Source organism: Streptococcus tangpeifui, assembly GCF_044503215.1.
Lineage (GTDB): Bacteria > Bacillota > Bacilli > Lactobacillales > Streptococcaceae > Streptococcus > Streptococcus tangpeifui.
Genome location: NZ_CP172427.1, coordinates 1,063,235 through 1,078,128, shown reverse-complemented (window position 1 = coordinate 1,078,128; position 14,894 = coordinate 1,063,235). Strand labels below are relative to the sequence as shown.

12 protein-coding genes are annotated in these 14,894 nt (G+C 35.8%); 3 read left to right on the top strand and 9 right to left on the bottom strand.

The annotated features are described in order from the left end of the window. Positions 1 to 338: 338 nt before the first annotated feature. Positions 339 to 2,252 (bottom strand): beta-glucoside-specific PTS transporter subunit IIABC, encoded by a 1,914-nt coding sequence (locus ACFSN5_RS05040; protein ID WP_165329256.1) that lies wholly within the window; start codon positions 2,250 to 2,252, stop codon positions 339 to 341. Between the two features lie 112 nt (positions 2,253 to 2,364). On the opposite strand from ACFSN5_RS05040, the gene ACFSN5_RS05035 reads away from it, so the two are divergent. Together ACFSN5_RS05035 and ACFSN5_RS05030 are read left to right on the top strand one after the other, a co-directional pair. Beyond that, a complete protein-coding gene (locus ACFSN5_RS05035) occupies positions 2,365 to 3,165 on the top strand; it encodes an AraC family transcriptional regulator (RefSeq protein WP_241154253.1) in 801 nt (266 codons plus the stop codon). Beyond that, on the top strand, positions 3,162 to 3,368 hold the full coding sequence (locus tag ACFSN5_RS05030; RefSeq protein WP_241154252.1) for a helix-turn-helix domain-containing protein: 207 nt from the start codon (positions 3,162 to 3,164) through the stop codon (positions 3,366 to 3,368). The genes ACFSN5_RS05035 and ACFSN5_RS05030 overlap by 4 nt, the downstream gene beginning before the upstream one ends. A gap of 372 nt (positions 3,369 to 3,740) precedes the next feature. Here ACFSN5_RS05030 and mngB read toward each other — a convergent pair whose 3' ends face one another. The 4 genes from mngB to ACFSN5_RS05010 are packed head-to-tail and all read right to left on the bottom strand — an operon-like array spanning position 3,741 to position 8,368. Then, positions 3,741 to 6,410, bottom strand: a complete 2,670-nt coding sequence (mngB, locus tag ACFSN5_RS05025; RefSeq protein ID WP_165211115.1) for a mannosylglycerate hydrolase — start codon at positions 6,408 to 6,410, stop codon at positions 3,741 to 3,743. Between the two features lie 60 nt (positions 6,411 to 6,470). Beyond that, complete coding sequence (locus ACFSN5_RS05020; RefSeq protein WP_165211118.1) at positions 6,471 to 7,565, bottom strand: PTS fructose transporter subunit IIC; 1,095 nt, start codon at positions 7,563 to 7,565, stop codon at positions 6,471 to 6,473. 31 nt (positions 7,566 to 7,596) lie between these two features. Further along, complete coding sequence (locus ACFSN5_RS05015) at positions 7,597 to 7,911, bottom strand: PTS fructose transporter subunit IIB (RefSeq protein WP_165211121.1); 315 nt, start codon at positions 7,909 to 7,911, stop codon at positions 7,597 to 7,599. Position 7,912: 1 nt separating this feature from the next. Next, positions 7,913 to 8,368, bottom strand: coding sequence for a PTS sugar transporter subunit IIA (locus tag ACFSN5_RS05010; protein ID WP_165211124.1), 456 nt, complete (start codon positions 8,366 to 8,368; stop codon positions 7,913 to 7,915). Positions 8,369 to 8,565: 197 nt separating this feature from the next. Between ACFSN5_RS05010 and ACFSN5_RS05005 the strand changes: the two genes are divergently transcribed. Beyond that, the gene (locus tag ACFSN5_RS05005) at positions 8,566 to 10,509 is read left to right on the top strand and encodes a BglG family transcription antiterminator (RefSeq protein ID WP_165211127.1); all 1,944 of its coding nucleotides are present in this window, start codon (positions 8,566 to 8,568) and stop codon (positions 10,507 to 10,509) included. Positions 10,510 to 10,832: 323 nt separating this feature from the next. Here the strand turns inward: ACFSN5_RS05005 and ACFSN5_RS05000 are convergent, their stop codons facing one another. From ACFSN5_RS05000 to ACFSN5_RS04985, 4 genes are all read right to left on the bottom strand, one after another. Next, positions 10,833 to 11,774 (bottom strand): NAD(P)H-binding protein, encoded by a 942-nt coding sequence (locus ACFSN5_RS05000; protein WP_241154202.1) that lies wholly within the window; start codon positions 11,772 to 11,774, stop codon positions 10,833 to 10,835. Positions 11,775 to 11,895: 121 nt separating this feature from the next. Then, on the bottom strand, positions 11,896 to 12,834 hold the full coding sequence (locus ACFSN5_RS04995; RefSeq protein ID WP_165211130.1) for an NmrA family NAD(P)-binding protein: 939 nt from the start codon (positions 12,832 to 12,834) through the stop codon (positions 11,896 to 11,898). An 88-nt stretch (positions 12,835 to 12,922) separates the two neighbouring features. Further along, positions 12,923 to 13,810 carry a LysR family transcriptional regulator gene (locus ACFSN5_RS04990; protein ID WP_165211133.1) on the bottom strand — a complete coding sequence of 296 codons (888 nt, stop codon included), beginning with the start codon at positions 13,808 to 13,810 and terminating at the stop codon, positions 12,923 to 12,925. Between the two features lie 166 nt (positions 13,811 to 13,976). Next, complete coding sequence (locus ACFSN5_RS04985) at positions 13,977 to 14,801, bottom strand: glycosyltransferase family 8 protein (RefSeq protein ID WP_165211135.1); 825 nt, start codon at positions 14,799 to 14,801, stop codon at positions 13,977 to 13,979. Between the last annotated feature and the right edge of the window lie 93 nt (positions 14,802 to 14,894).

Below are 14,894 nucleotides of genomic sequence, written 5' to 3'. Positions count from 1 at the left end.
AAAGAGTGTAAATGTGAAAAGCTCGCATTAGATAGCAAAATAGCTATAAAATAGAGAATCACCAGAGCAATAACAACAAGGGCAATTATTTTTAAACTATAGGAACTCCGATCTTGCTGCATTGACTTTAGTATAAGCGCTGGACTTATGACATATAGCAAAATATTGGTTAAATCAGAACCTGTCTCTTTATGAAGAAATTGAATTTTATTTAGTATAAACCCAATTCCAACCAATACAAACATCAAAAATACTTGATTAAGAATATTAGTAAACATTCTTCCTCATCTCTAATCCAAGAAAGAGTCTGAGATATTTCCAGACTCTTATTTTCTTAGTTACTTGACTGTCTTCATCAAGAAATCACCAGAATTAATGGTACCTGCTACTGTCGGCTCAATAGCCTGATACTCTGAAGCGTTGGTAATGACAATAGGTGAAATAACTGACAATTTCGCTTCCCTGATTTCTGACAAGTTAAATTCAAGCAATTGATTACCCGCTCTTACTTTATCACCAGGTTTAACAAAAGACTTGAATCCTTTACCAGCCAATGACACAGTATCCATACCAATACCAATATGGATCAGAATTTCTGCACCGTGCTCAGTTTTCAGTCCAACAGCATGACCAGTTGGAAACACTAAAGTAATCTCACCAGCAGCCGGCGCAACAACTGTACCGTCTGTAGGATTAATCGCAAGACCTTGCCCCATGGCACCAGAAGCGAAGACCTCATCAGGCACTTCAGAAAGTCGAACGACAGAGCCAATCATGGGACTTTGGATTTCTTCTCCAATTGGTTCAACCGCTGAAGTTGTAACTTCAGACTCTTGCTTAACAGTAGATTTTTCATCAGGTGTCCCATATAAATTTGGAACAGGAACAAACATTTGAATAGTAAACGAAATCAGAACGGCAAGAATATCAAGAATGATAAGAATAAACATAGGACGCAATCCTTGGCTAGGGCTGACATAACCAGGGACTCCAAAAATACCGAGCGCACCCATTGCATAATTCTTTAGTCCAAAAAACTGAGTCCATCCACCTAAAACAGCTGAAACAATACAAGAAATCAAAAACGGTGTTTTCATTGGTAAAGTGATACCATAGATAGCTGGTTCTGTCACACCAAATACAGATGAAATTGCTGCGGGCCATCCAAGGGCTCTCACTTTTGATTCTTTAGTTTTAAATAAAATCGCTATTAAAAGTCCTGTTTGAGTAAATACAGCTGCTTGACTTGAAACTAATATATTAGTCCAACCGTTTTGTGCAAATTGCAAGATGCCGAGTGGTACTATCGCCCAGTGTAGACCAAAAATAACTAACACCTGCCATAAACCACCCATCACAATACCATATAGTACAGGGCTAAAATCTAAAATACCAGTAAAAATTTTAGAAAGGATATCTGACAATACATTCGCTACTGGTCCGATAATCATAAACGCTAATGGTACAGTCAAAATCAAAGTCACGAATGGTATTAGAAACATTTTCATAAAATCTGGTGATACTTTTTTAATGATTTTTTCAACATGTGAAGCAAACCAGACAGCCAAAATAATTGGTATTACTGTCGATAAATAGCTTCCAGAAGCTGGAAGGCTAAACGGAATTCCCAAAACACTGGTAATGCCTACTTTTTGAAGAGCCTCAACCCCATCTGGTAAGGTAGGATAGACCATAGCGGCACCAATAGCTGCCGCAGTAAATTCTGACATTTTGAATTTTCTAGCAGCAGTAAATGCTAGGATAATTGGTAAAAATTGATAAAGTCCATCACCAGCTGCATTCAACAAGAGTGCTATGATAGAATTATCTGGAGAAATAGTGAATACGACTTTCATCAAGGCTACCAAACCTTTAATGATCCCAGCCGCTGCCATTACCCCAAGTACTGGTTGGAAAATACCAGAAATTACATCAATCAGTTTATTCAACCAATTAGTATTCGTATCTGCTGTATTATCTGCATCAGTATTTCCAGATACTGTAATGCCTTGTTCTAACACGGCAGCATAAACATCAGGTACATGATTGCCGATTACAACTTGATACTGTCCACTCGCTTGAACTACCGTTACGATTCCTTCTCTCTTTTTGAGATAATCAGTATCAGCTTTGGATTGCTCTTTTAGTGTAAAACGCAAACGTGTAACACAATGGCGTAAATCAATGATATTATCTTTTCCACCAACATGCGCCACAATATCCTTGGCTAAAGCTGAATAATCTTTTGCCATATTTTAGGCTCCCTTCTGTGTTTTTTATACTTTTATTATAGATAAGCACGCACTTGTGTACAATGTCAAAAAGATAGTTGATTACTATCAAAAAGTAAGATAATATAGGGGTATGAATTTTGAACAAGATATAAACTCTTTGGAAAAGCATTTATTTGCCTATACAGAAAATGAAAATTACTATCTTTCCAATCCTAATAGCCTTTCCAAGCGTTATAACAATGGCAGTACTCCCCAGCGAATATTGAATGGAAAAGAAATTTTTGAGATTAACGATTACAAGTTAAGAGTATCACCTCTCCATATTCGTAAAGATTCTCGTTTCACCCCCATGCCCCCTCATATTTATTCCAACATTAATCTTAATTTCATCTACTCTGGCAAATGCACCTATGTTATAAATAATAAGGAGGTAACACTGGAGGCTGGAGACATTTGTTTCTTTGATACACAGGTTATACGTGAAAAAAAGAAACCAAATTATGATGATATTATTATTAATATAGTGATGAAAAATAGTTATCTTAAATCATTACTAACAGTAGATACTTCTAATTTATTGTCTACTTTTATTAGTAAGACTTTATACTCAAATACTAGCCACAATAACTATATTATTTTTAAAACAAAGGACAGTAACAAAATAAGACGGCTATTTCAAGACCTTCTCCTTGAACACTATAGTGATAGAGACTATAAGCACCAAGCTATCCAGTATTATTTTTCGCTAATTTTCCTTGAGTTGCTGCATATTGGGGAACATCAGAATCAAACAGAAATTCATTTCTCAGATGCATTATCCAATAATATTTTTAATATCGTCAATTACATTGAAATAATTATAAAGAGATTAATCTTAAAAAGCTTGCCAAGCTATATGGTTACCACGAAAAGTATCTCTCGAGTCTTTTGAAAAACTCATACGGTAAATCTTTTAAAGAAATACAGATGACTAAACGAATAGCCGAGGTAGAAAATTATCTTGTCAACTCCACATATACTATCTCTGAAATCGCTGAAAAAGCAGGCTTCTCTAACCAAAATCAACTCTATCAGAAATTTAAAGATAGGTATGGTATGCTACCAAATGAATATAGAAAATTAAACCAAAGATAAAGAAATGCCTAACGTTTTCGTCAGGACGAAATTATACACTTATTTGAAAAAATACTGAGTATAGTACAATAAAGCAGAAAAGGAGCTGGACGGCGATCCAACTCCAATGTAGAACTGTTAAAAAATGGCAGCTTGTTTTACAGAATAATTCCGTCCAACTAGCCAAAAGTGGGGGCGGATTTATTTTTTGTCTCTATCTTTGAAGATTTTATAGCACAAGCTAATCAAAGCAATAGTAAGCTACCAAAACCAAGAGTCGTTTCTACGACTTCAAGCTGCCTATTTGGTGGTTATTTAGTTTCAATTCCCCCAGAGAGTATAAGGTTGAGAGGATTTAAAAATAATATATTAGTCAATTATTTAAATCTCCTATTAGAACTCTACATACAATGTCACAAATTTATTATACCCTAAATGCCCCAATAAAACTTTATCACTAACAAGATCTAGACTTTCTTTTGTTTCTTCTTTCAGATTTACAAGTTCTGCAACTGAAGGCTGTTTGTTAAAAGTAATTTCTGGCGAAACCTCTTCATCGTATTGTCCATTATAAAGACGTAAAATATAACCTGAACGCTCTTCTGCTTTTTTAACAACACTGAGAATTCCATCTGAATTTAACTTGAATAACTCGTTCTTAACATCTAGTGTTTTTTCAACTTCAAATTGTGTAAAACGAAGACGCGTATTTAGATAATCTGAATATTGATAAATCTGAACACCTTTAAGATAATCACTCACCACATTTGCCAAATGATAATTATTCATATCTCCTTGATAGTAGATAGCAGAAAATTGATAACTCATGACCTTATGGCACTGAGCATCTGGTGTTTCAATGACTGTTTCACCTGAAGCACGTCCTGGTCTATATAACAAGTTTTCTCGACCCATGTGACCATAGGTTCTAAATAGTGTTAAACGAATGGTATCAAAATTGTCTCCTACTATTTCGTATTCACGAACACCTTTAGGAATAACAGCAACACCTCGTTCATCATCATCTAAGGTGACAAATGACTGACAGGTTTCAATCGCAATTGGAACTTCATTCCATTTCTCCGGCTCTTTTTCCCACAATGCCATGTTATCAGTAATTACTGGACGTTTGATAGCACCGAATTGGTGGTCTGCTTTAGAGAATTTAGAAGCAATTTCACTATTGAATAACACGCACATGCGATGACTATCTACAAAACGATTATCTACCTCAAAGTTAAACTCGATAATTGGTGACTTATCTTTTAGAGTAATATCCAATTTGACTGGCAGATCTGTTGTTTTAAGACCTTTTGCACGCTCTTCAAGATTTCTTGGAACCTTGAAATCATAACTTAAACTCATTGTACTGATTAACTTAGAAACTTTTGTTGAAGCAGCTGGTACAAACTCATTAGAGTTAATGACTAAATCTTCACGTGGTGGAGAATAGTTAAATGAATCTCCACCATCTCCATTTTCTTGTAAAACTGCCTGGTTGCAGTAAAGTTTACCAGATATTTTATCTAAAATATTAACTGTATTTTCAGCATTCAAAGTAATGCTATAATACTGATTTTCAATAGTTGTTGATTGAGAAATTGCTTGTTCCTGATGAGTATCTGCATTCAAATCAAGATAGAAGGACTTATAACCAAAAGATGGTAAATTCTCAAACTTGATAGCAATTTTAACCTTAAAGACTTTTGATGGTTTATAAGTCTCTTTAGTAGAATCTAGAACATTTCCTTGCCCTAGGATGTAGTCCGTTTGGTCTTCGGAAGAAGTAATCGTGTACTCATAACTATTTCCTTCAGCATCTTTAATAGCAAAATGATGCTGAGGTACATAGAATGTTGTCTCGAAAACGCCCGATTTTTCTCTACCTGATAGATTAAACACCGTAGCCGTAATATCTCGGTCAGCATCGATCCTCATGACAATTTCACGCATCTTCAATTCTGCAAGATTTTCAGCTAAATCACGCGCTTTCTTATATCTCAGATAGACATCTTCATTTGTAGTATCGGAAACACAGGAACCAATTGAATCATGAGCTGCATTTTCAAACATCAACTTCCAAATCTCTTTGACTACTTCTACTGGATATTCAAAACCTAAAGATTGAGAAAATGATAATAATGGTTCAAGAACGTTTACGAGGTAGTTTTGTACCTGAGTATTCAATTTTTTTAAGTCAGAGCGAGATGAAAAGATTGACTTATGAATACGCATCAACTTGCCATTTAGTAACTCACCAGCAGCTTCTTCTAACTCAGGATGCTGTTCTTTAATAGCTTGGATATAGTCAGTGTAAGTTGAAATTTTAAATTCAAATTCTCCTTCATAAAATTTCTTCATACGCTCAACTAATTCAACGAGATTTTCCCTAGCCGGCGCTTGATCAAATCCGTTTGGAAAAACAACCTGATCCGTGCTACTTCTTGCCCAAATTCTGCTATAGGGCTCTTTATGTAGGTATTCTTTTAAGCGCTTATCATCTTCTGGAATATCTCCACCGATGTAATAACCTGCTTGAATTTGATAAGCATTAACGGTTGTTCCGTCTTCACCACGCCACTTGAACTCTGATTGCTTGACATCATCATCACTGACACCACGCCAAAACAGAGTGTCTTCAATACCAAATTCTTTATAAATTTGTGGCATTGCTGCTGATTGACCAAAAGAATCTGGGACATAGCCAACATTCATGTAATTACCAAACTCTTTGGAAATATTCATGCCATAGAGCATATTTCTGACAATACTTTCCCCTGAAATAACCATTTGGTCAGTCTGTGTATACCATGGACCAATAATTAACTTACCTTCTTGGACTAATTCTTTAATAACTTCCCTATCTTCAGGACACCAAGCTAGATAATCATCCAATAAAGAAGCCTGCCCATCCAGAGTATAAGTATCATAACCATTTTCTTCTTTTAATAAGGAAATAACTTTCTTTAAATTATTCATCAAATAGATTTTTGAACGACTTGTAGTAAAATACCACTCTCTATCCCAATGAGAGTGAGGAACAATGTGTATAGTTTTTTTCATGATTAAACCTTCCTATTAAAAAAGCACATACCTCTTATGATATGTGCTAATAATACGTATTTACTCGAAACTAATCTCGATATCATCAACACTAATGTCTTCTGTTGAAGTACTTTCTTTAAAGTTGACAAATATTGGGGCTACCAATCCGATAAATGCTGCTCCAGCAAATAGACCGATGAGATAAGCCCATCCATTGCCTACTGTAAAGAAACCATACACACCACCAACTGGAGGCATTTTAGCATACATGCCAAGAGCAATACCGATAGCTGACGCAAGAGCACCGCCAATCATATTAACTGGAACCAACTTAAGTGGGTTTACCAGTGTAAATGGGATGGCACCTTCCGTGATACCAATGAACCCCATCACATAGTTATTGCGACTTGCATCCAACAATTCATCACTCATTTTATTTTTGTGGAAAAGTGAGGCAAAAGCATACCCCATTGGGACGGCACAGATGGCAACATTTACGATAATTGCTGGAAGATAAATACCTTCCGCTAGCAAAACATTACCAGCCATCCAAGATGCTTTGTTGATTGGACCACCCAGATCAGAACCAATCATAGCTCCCATAATAAGGGCCAGAACAACTTTATTGACATCATTTTCAATCATGCCTTTAATCCATGCGACAAGTCCCGTATTAATCGCGCCAAGTGGATCTGCAAGTAGAACTCCCATAACCAAAGCAACGGACATTGTTCCAAAGAGCGGAAAAACAATCAAAGGTAAAATGCCATTATATTTTTCTGGTACTTTGATATGATTTTTACACCAGACAACAACATAACCGGCTACAAAACCTGCAATCATAGCTCCTAAGAAGCCGGCATTTGTTTTTGAGGCAATCGCACCACCGATAAAACCTGCTCCAAGGGCTGCTTTGTCCGCAATTGAGTAAGCAATAAACCCCGCAAGAACTGTATTAATCAGGCCAATACCAGCCCAACCAACCTGTTCAATTTGATATAAATAATGCGTGAATCCTGACGTTTCAGCATAGGGATCTAAGCTTGTAATTCCCATTACAAGAGCAATCATTTTAGGAATTGCTACAACTAATGACGCTCCAATAATCATAGGGAGAGCATAACTAATCCCTGTCATTAAATGACCTTTGGCCGTGTTAAGAAATTTTTTCATCCCAATCACTCCTTTATTTATTCGACCTTAATTACTTTTTTAATACTGCATCTACACATTTGGTTAGTACAGCCTCTGGTGCTTTAATACATGTTGCAATATTTACTCGAATTTGTTTTTTTCCTTCGAAACGTTCTTGATCTACAATTTTTTGGTCCGTCGCTAACAAAACAAACGCTGCTTCAGCAATTTCCTGAGCAGTCAGCTTATTGACTTGTCCCATAGAACCCTGTTGCTCAATACGTACTTTATAACCTAATTTAGAACCAGCTTTTTCCAATGCCTTAGCAGCCATTGGTGTATGAGCTAACCCAGCTGGACAAGAGGTGATTCCTACAATTTTCATTTTAATAAGCTCCTTCCATTGCTTTTTTGATTTGTTTTTCTAATTCATCCTTATCTGATGAATTTTTGACTGAGGTAATGAATTCTTCTTCTAAAAGAGATGTAGCAATTTTACTAATCATTTCTAGATGCAATATGCCTCTGTTTTTACTAGGAACCAGCAATACAAAGACATTTGATACTGGTTTCTCATCAAATGTTTCCCATTCAATGGGTTCCTTTAACTTAAGAAAGAGAACTGTTGGTACTTTTATAAAATCCGACTTTGCGTGTGGTATGGCAAATGAATCTTGCAATCCCGTCGAGACCTCTTCTTCCCTTTCAAGAAAGGCTGCCACTAATGCAGATTCATTATCAATAATATTCTTTTTCCCAGCATACTGAGCAATATAACGAAACAGTTCTAACTTATCTTTAACGTTAACATTTAATAAAATATTGTCTTTTGTAAATTCCATTACTCGACCTCCTTTCATTTTACAGATACATCTTAACATCAAAATACGGAGACGTCACTAACACCTTTTTCCACTTTATTTCCGCAAGAAGCAAAAAATATTTTTTACTTTTTTCAACTTTTTGTTTGAAAAACATCAAAATTTTCAAAAATGATTTTATGATAAAATAAAAATAGCCTAAGAATAAGGAGGTTCTTATGTCTTTTTTTGACTACCAAAGACTTGATGATATCGTGAATCTATTATTGAATAAAAAAGAGGCTGTTCACATTAATGAATTAAGTTCATACTGTAGTGTTTCTGACAGAACCATCCGTTCGGACATCAATACTATCAATGATTATATTAAAGACCATGGTGCGCATGTCATTTTAATCAGGAAAAAAGGATATGTCATAGAATACTTTGATAAAAAGGCCTTTGATGAATTTTGGTCTCACCAAGATACTGGAACATTTCTTTTTACGACTTCTGAAGCCCGACTAACCTTTCTTATTCGCCTATTTTTAACTTCTGAGGAATTTATCAGCCACAACTATCTTCAGTCTGTGTTATTCGTCAGCCAAAATACACTCTACAGTGATTTACGCGCTTTAAGACAATCCCTAACTGGATATAATCTTAAAATTCAAAATAAAAGTAATTTAGGATATAAAGTACTTGGTCAAGAACAAGACTTTAGAAGTGCCATCATAGATCTCATTTTCAAAAATAATTTTACAGAATATCTCACAGCTTCCACTTCTGCCGAGAAAGACGTCTGTAGCAATATCAACTATGATCAATTTAATAAGATTTATGAGGAACAACTTTCTAAAGAAATATTTATTGATTCTGATTACTTCCAAAGAAATATTTTTACAAGCTTATTGTTAACTGTCAGTAGAGTTAAAGCTGGGCATACGCTATCTAAATTTGAGCAAAGTATTAGACTTAGTCAACATTTCAAACCAGTAATTAACCAGTTCATTAAAATCATTGAAAAGCAATTTGATTTAAAGCTATCAGCTATAGAAAGAAGTTATATTAATTTTTGCATAGCTGAAAATTCTCCGCATCTCATCGATGATTCAGCAATCAACGAAAATCAAGAGCTTGCTGAGAATATCCTTGAACTCATCCACAATACTTTACAAAAGTTGACTGATTCAAATTGGATTGATGATCTTACCTTAGAAAACAATCTGCTAGAACATATAAAACTTTTTCTTAAGATTCAAACCATCAAGGGCAATCGAAACAATCCTTTATTGAATACTGTCAAAAATAATTTCCCTTATGCCTTTGATTTAGCAATTGGCTGCAGTAGAGAAATTGTTAAAAGGTACAATATCCATTTTACAGAAGATGAAATTTCATATATCGCTTTGCACTTTGCAAATGCTATAGAACGTAACAGCGCAGAAAACCACAAACAAGTATCTTTAGCTATTATTTGCGGAACAGGACAAACCCTTAGTTCAATCATTGAAGCTAAGATAAAAAGAAGATTTCCCAATACCTTCTCTAGCATTGAAAAACTCTCCTACACTACTTTTTTAACCTATGATAAGTCATCCAATAGATTTGATCTAATTGTGTCTACTATACCTATTAGAGAAAATAGCTCTAAAATTGTTTTTATCGACATTAATGATTTAGATGCCTCAATGACCCAAATTGGTAATAAAATAAACGAGTTAGTGGTTCATTCAATCAACACTCCTGAAGGATTACTTTCAGCTAAATACTTCCATGTTATACATGAGAAATCGACAAAGGAAGATGTTCTAAGTTACTTACATACGGAACTACTCTCTCAAGGATATGTCAAAGAGAACTTTTTAACTGAAATTTATGAAAGAGAAAGTATCTCATCTACCATCATTTCAGACTCTGTTGCCCTACCACACCCACTCGGTGATGCTGTCATAACAAGTACCATTTTCCCTGTAATTGCACCAAAAGGGATTACCTGGGATAGTAAGCTAATAAAATTCGTTTTCTTATTTGCCATAAAGGCAGAAGAACCTGAAAAAATGGAATTCATCTATGAGCGACTTTTAGATTTCATAACTTCAGAAAAGCTACAAGCCAAATTATTAAAAGAACCCACCTTTGACTCTCTGCTTTCTATTTTGGTGAAAAATAAACATCAGTAATCGATTCTTAAATTTCAATTTTCTATTCTGAGTAGGGGGCAATGATGCCTCTCTATTAACCATTTAAAGAATTGATACTTTTATTGTACTAATTTAGACCGACCTCAAAATTAAATTACTTCTTGATAGAGTAAGACAGTAATCAATCGCTATTTCAAAACATCCAAAAAGTCCTTAAAACCGAGCAATTTTAAGGGCTTTTAATTGTTGATTTGTATATCACGTATAGTTGTGGAACAGAGCAATTTATAAATTCAATTGAGAATAACTCCAATAAAAAAGAAGATCTAAGTGACCTTCTCTGACTATTTTACACTTTCTCCTCACTCCGCCACATGTCTATCGCCTAAGAGATAGTCCTTTGGACTTTCAAACATTTGGGCAACTGTAATTGACCGCCTTCCTGTTAGTTTAACAAAATCACTAGCTGCTACATCTAAGAACCCTTGAGTAACAGTCGTACCAAAGCTGACCATTCCTTCAGATGTTGCCTGAATAGGACTCTTACTGAAATCACCATCAGTATCACGAGGCACACCAATACTGTCAAAGTAAGCATAAAGCTCTTCATCCGTGAGTTTTGTATAAGTAATATTATTTTGAGTTGCCTGATTCGCAATATCTAAAAAGCGTTGATAAGACACCGGTTCCAGACCATTGATATTCAAGATTTCTCGGTGTAATAAATCATTTGCCAAAGCACAGCTAGCTGCAAGTGCAGCATCTTTTCTTGAAATGAACCAAACACGACCATCTCCCATATTTTTTGAAATCGTATCTTCACCAGTCTCTACAGCTCGTAGATAATCACTAATAAAGGCTTCCGCGAACAAAGAGTTTCTCAATATAATATAATCTAATGGTGAGTTTTCAATCAATGCCTCTGTATAGCTGTGATCGACATTTTCAATACTTGGATTGAAGGGATGACTTGCTGAAAGAACTGAGGTATAAATCATTTGTTTAACATTTGCTTTTACACAAGCTTCCACCACGTTTTTATGAGCAAAACGACGTTTTTCACCAACAAATGGCATCGATACGAGCAATACCTTATCAGCATTATCAAAGACCTCAACTAAATTTTCCTGAGAGGTAAAATCGGCAACAGCTGTTGCAACTCCTTCACGCTTACACCACTCTAATCCATCTTCTTTGGGTGCTGTAAAGAGTAATGATTCCTTAGGCAATAACTCTAAAACATTTTTGGCAACTTGAGCCCCAAAATTACCGTCAACTCCATTAACCACAATTTTAGTCATCATATTTCTCCTTTAATTAAGCGACAAAAGTGTGCGACACACAGCAAAATAGGAAACCTAACATAGACGCTTGAAGCGGCTAGGAAGTCTTTATATTTTGCAAGAGGTGTTGTCGCTGTATTATTTAATTATCTTGAGAGTGTCGCTCTCCAACTTGGAATTCTGCTTCATGTTCAAACATATACCGAACAGTCAAAGCCTTGTCTCCCGTAAGATTTTCAAAATCATCAGTACAAAGATCCATCTTACCTTCACGAATGGCTTGAGCAAACGTCACCATACCTTCCGATGAATAAGGGGCTTCAGAGTTATCTTTAAAATCACCATCGGTTGTACGAGGGACACCCATAGCATCAAAGATAGCATAATTTTCATCGTCGGTAATTGCTTTATAAGTAATATTATTGCCAGTAACGTCATTACCAATGGCCACAAACTCTGCCATAGTCAAAAGCTCTGGTCCATTAATATTTTGTATAGATTTATGCAAATCATCTGCTAACAAAGCGTAAGCCACTGCTTTTGCACAATCCCTTCGAGAAATATAAGCCATCTTGCCATCGCCCTGGCTATTAGCAAGCGGTGCATTTGCGTGAACAAAGGTGAAATAGTTTGTAATCATGGCTTCAGCATACTGTGAGTTCCGTAAGAAAATATAATCGAGACCAGATTCTTCTATATATTTTTCGGTAAAAGCATGGTCAATCTTTTCCTTACTAGGATTGGTTGGGTCAGATGCATTGACTAAAGAGGTGTAGATAATTTTCTTGACCCCCGCTTCTTTAGCTGCATCTACAACATTTTTATGAGCGGCTTGTCGTTTTTCACCAACAAATGGCATAGAAATAAGGGCCAAAACCGCTACATCTTCAAATTTTTCAGCCAGACCTTTGTGGTTGAAATTCATTTGGCGAGTCTCAACTCCTTGATTTTCATATTTTTCAAGAGCTGACTTGCTATAGCCGCCAAAGATAAGGCTAGATTTTTCTGCTAGGCTAAGCAGATAATCCGCAGCAAGACTACCCAAATTTCCGTCAACGCCTGTTAATAATAATTTGCCCATGTGAATATCCTCACTTTCAGTAGATAAACTTATTATAGGTGAAACGCTCCCAAAATGCCAATTCTGATTTGTGATGAGCTATAAATTTTTATAATATGTAAGTGCTTAACTGCCTTATAAACTGGGCTAATGCTTCATTCTCAGTGTCATCCTTATAGGCTAGCACAAGTTCATAAGTATGCTGACTACTATTTATGGGAATACTCTTGATAATTCCTTTTAAATTATCAAGAGCATACTCATCAATCGCAAATCCAATCAACTGCTCAGTGAGGATATAAAAGAAACCTTCTTCAAAATCATCTACAGTTCTGGCTATATTTGGATAAAAGCCATCTTCCAAGGAACGTTCCCTCATTGTTTGATAAGGCTTTCCCATTTTTTCTTCACTTAGCATAAGCAAAGGATACTTATATAAATTCTCGACATCAATACTATCATATTTAAAAAGATCGTGTCCTTTCGGAACTAAAGCTCTGTAAGTCCCGGATTTAACGATCATTTTTGATATGTCCTCGTTCATAAACTCCTCTGAAAATGATAGTGCCATATCAGCCAATCCTTTTAAAAGATAGTTCTCAATATCCTTGCAGTCAACTTTTTCTAGCTCCACACTGAAAACTTGTGGTTGATTCTTTAGAAAGCTAATAAGAGGTAGCAGTAACTTTATATCACTTAAAGATGTATAAGCTAAAGTAATTTTGGGAATTTGTTGACTTTGGGAACGACAAATAGCCTCTTGGGTTTCTTCATACTGCCTCAGTAATAATTGTGCATGATCATAAAATATTTTTCCTGACTCTGTAGGTCTTATGGGATTTTTAGAACGATCGAAAAATACTGTATCAAACTCTTTCTCTAAGCTAGAAATGTATTGACTAATGGTAGCTTGAGAAATATAGTTTTTTCTCGCCGTTTCAGTAAAGTTTCTACAATCGTATAGGTCAATAAAGTATTTAAGTTTTTCGATGTACATATCTTTCTCCCGTTATAGCACTAAATATTAATAAAACTTTTTCCCAACTAATCTTCTATACTTTCATCATAATCGGATCGCAGAAATAACCTTCTTGTGCCTTCTCCCGTTCTTTCGTTGGTCTGCCTCCATTTCAACACTCGAGTCGATTTTAAGCGTCTCTACTTTAAATCTCATGCGCTTTTTTAGCCATATATTTATAAAGAGCTGCATAGCGGGTAGTATAATTAGGTTTCCAAGGTTTGTCTCGACCAGCAAAGTGCAAAAAGACTGTATTTTCAATGACCCAGTCAATATCCCAATTGCCACTGCTGCGTGCTTGGTACAAACGACTGTATCTGGCATCGTAATTGTAAATCTCATCAGGAACAGCTTGTACTCTGTCTGCATAGAGGCCATTTAAGACATCCTGATCAGGCAAAATCAGCTTGGTCCGATTTTTTTCGATATACTCTAAAATATCCTGACGCTCTACAGTTTGACGAATCATAGGAAGATTCATAAGGAGAACACCTGTATTGAAATAAAAGGACTCCATCTCATAATTCTGAAGGCGCAGCTGATTGATCACATCCATAACTTTACTGTCAGCATTATGACTGGCTGCGGCATAGAGATTTAGCCCCAATTCTTGCTGGTAAAACTCTCTAAAATCATTGAGACAGAGGATATCCGCATCCAGATAGAGAATCTTGTTCATATCTTCCGGTAAAAACGCGTGCGCCAGAAGGCGATAATAAATAGTATCAGGATAGCGATCTGTCGTCGGGGCATCCTTGAAAGGTTGATCCCCTACAATAATAGGATGGTAATGATAATCTAACGTTTGACAAAAACGAGCTAGCTGGTCGTTTTTTCTTAGGAGTGTTTTTTGCAGAAGATAAACATGCACCTCAGCAGCAGATAGATTTCGCTTAACAGAATAGAGCGTTACTTTAAGCTGCTCGACATAGGCATCATCGACAGTGAACAACAAATTGACTGGCTCCATAACTCAATTCCTTCTTTTTAATGCTAGTGTCATTGTAACACGCTCAACCTAAAAATAAAATACGAGTAGAATGATTGCCCAAATGATAGCTAC

Coding starts and splice junctions, on each gene's coding strand:
- ACFSN5_RS05010 (WP_165211124.1), bottom strand. CDS start 8,368: ATGGAATTTACAAAAGACAATATTTTATTAAATGTTAACGTTAAAGAT.
- ACFSN5_RS05005 (WP_165211127.1), top strand. CDS start 8,566: ATGTCTTTTTTTGACTACCAAAGACTTGATGATATCGTGAATCTATTA.
- ACFSN5_RS05020 (WP_165211118.1), bottom strand. CDS start 7,565: ATGAAAAAATTTCTTAACACGGCCAAAGGTCATTTAATGACAGGGATT.
- ACFSN5_RS05040 (WP_165329256.1), bottom strand. CDS start 2,252: ATGGCAAAAGATTATTCAGCTTTAGCCAAGGATATTGTGGCGCATGTT.
- ACFSN5_RS04995 (WP_165211130.1), bottom strand. CDS start 12,834: ATGGGCAAATTATTATTAACAGGCGTTGACGGAAATTTGGGTAGTCTT.
- ACFSN5_RS04985 (WP_165211135.1), bottom strand. CDS start 14,801: ATGGAGCCAGTCAATTTGTTGTTCACTGTCGATGATGCCTATGTCGAG.
- ACFSN5_RS05000 (WP_241154202.1), bottom strand. CDS start 11,774: ATGATGACTAAAATTGTGGTTAATGGAGTTGACGGTAATTTTGGGGCT.
- mngB (WP_165211115.1), bottom strand. CDS start 6,410: ATGAAAAAAACTATACACATTGTTCCTCACTCTCATTGGGATAGAGAG.
- ACFSN5_RS05015 (WP_165211121.1), bottom strand. CDS start 7,911: ATGAAAATTGTAGGAATCACCTCTTGTCCAGCTGGGTTAGCTCATACA.
- ACFSN5_RS05035 (WP_241154253.1), top strand. CDS start 2,365: ATGAATTTTGAACAAGATATAAACTCTTTGGAAAAGCATTTATTTGCC.
- ACFSN5_RS04990 (WP_165211133.1), bottom strand. CDS start 13,810: ATGTACATCGAAAAACTTAAATACTTTATTGACCTATACGATTGTAGA.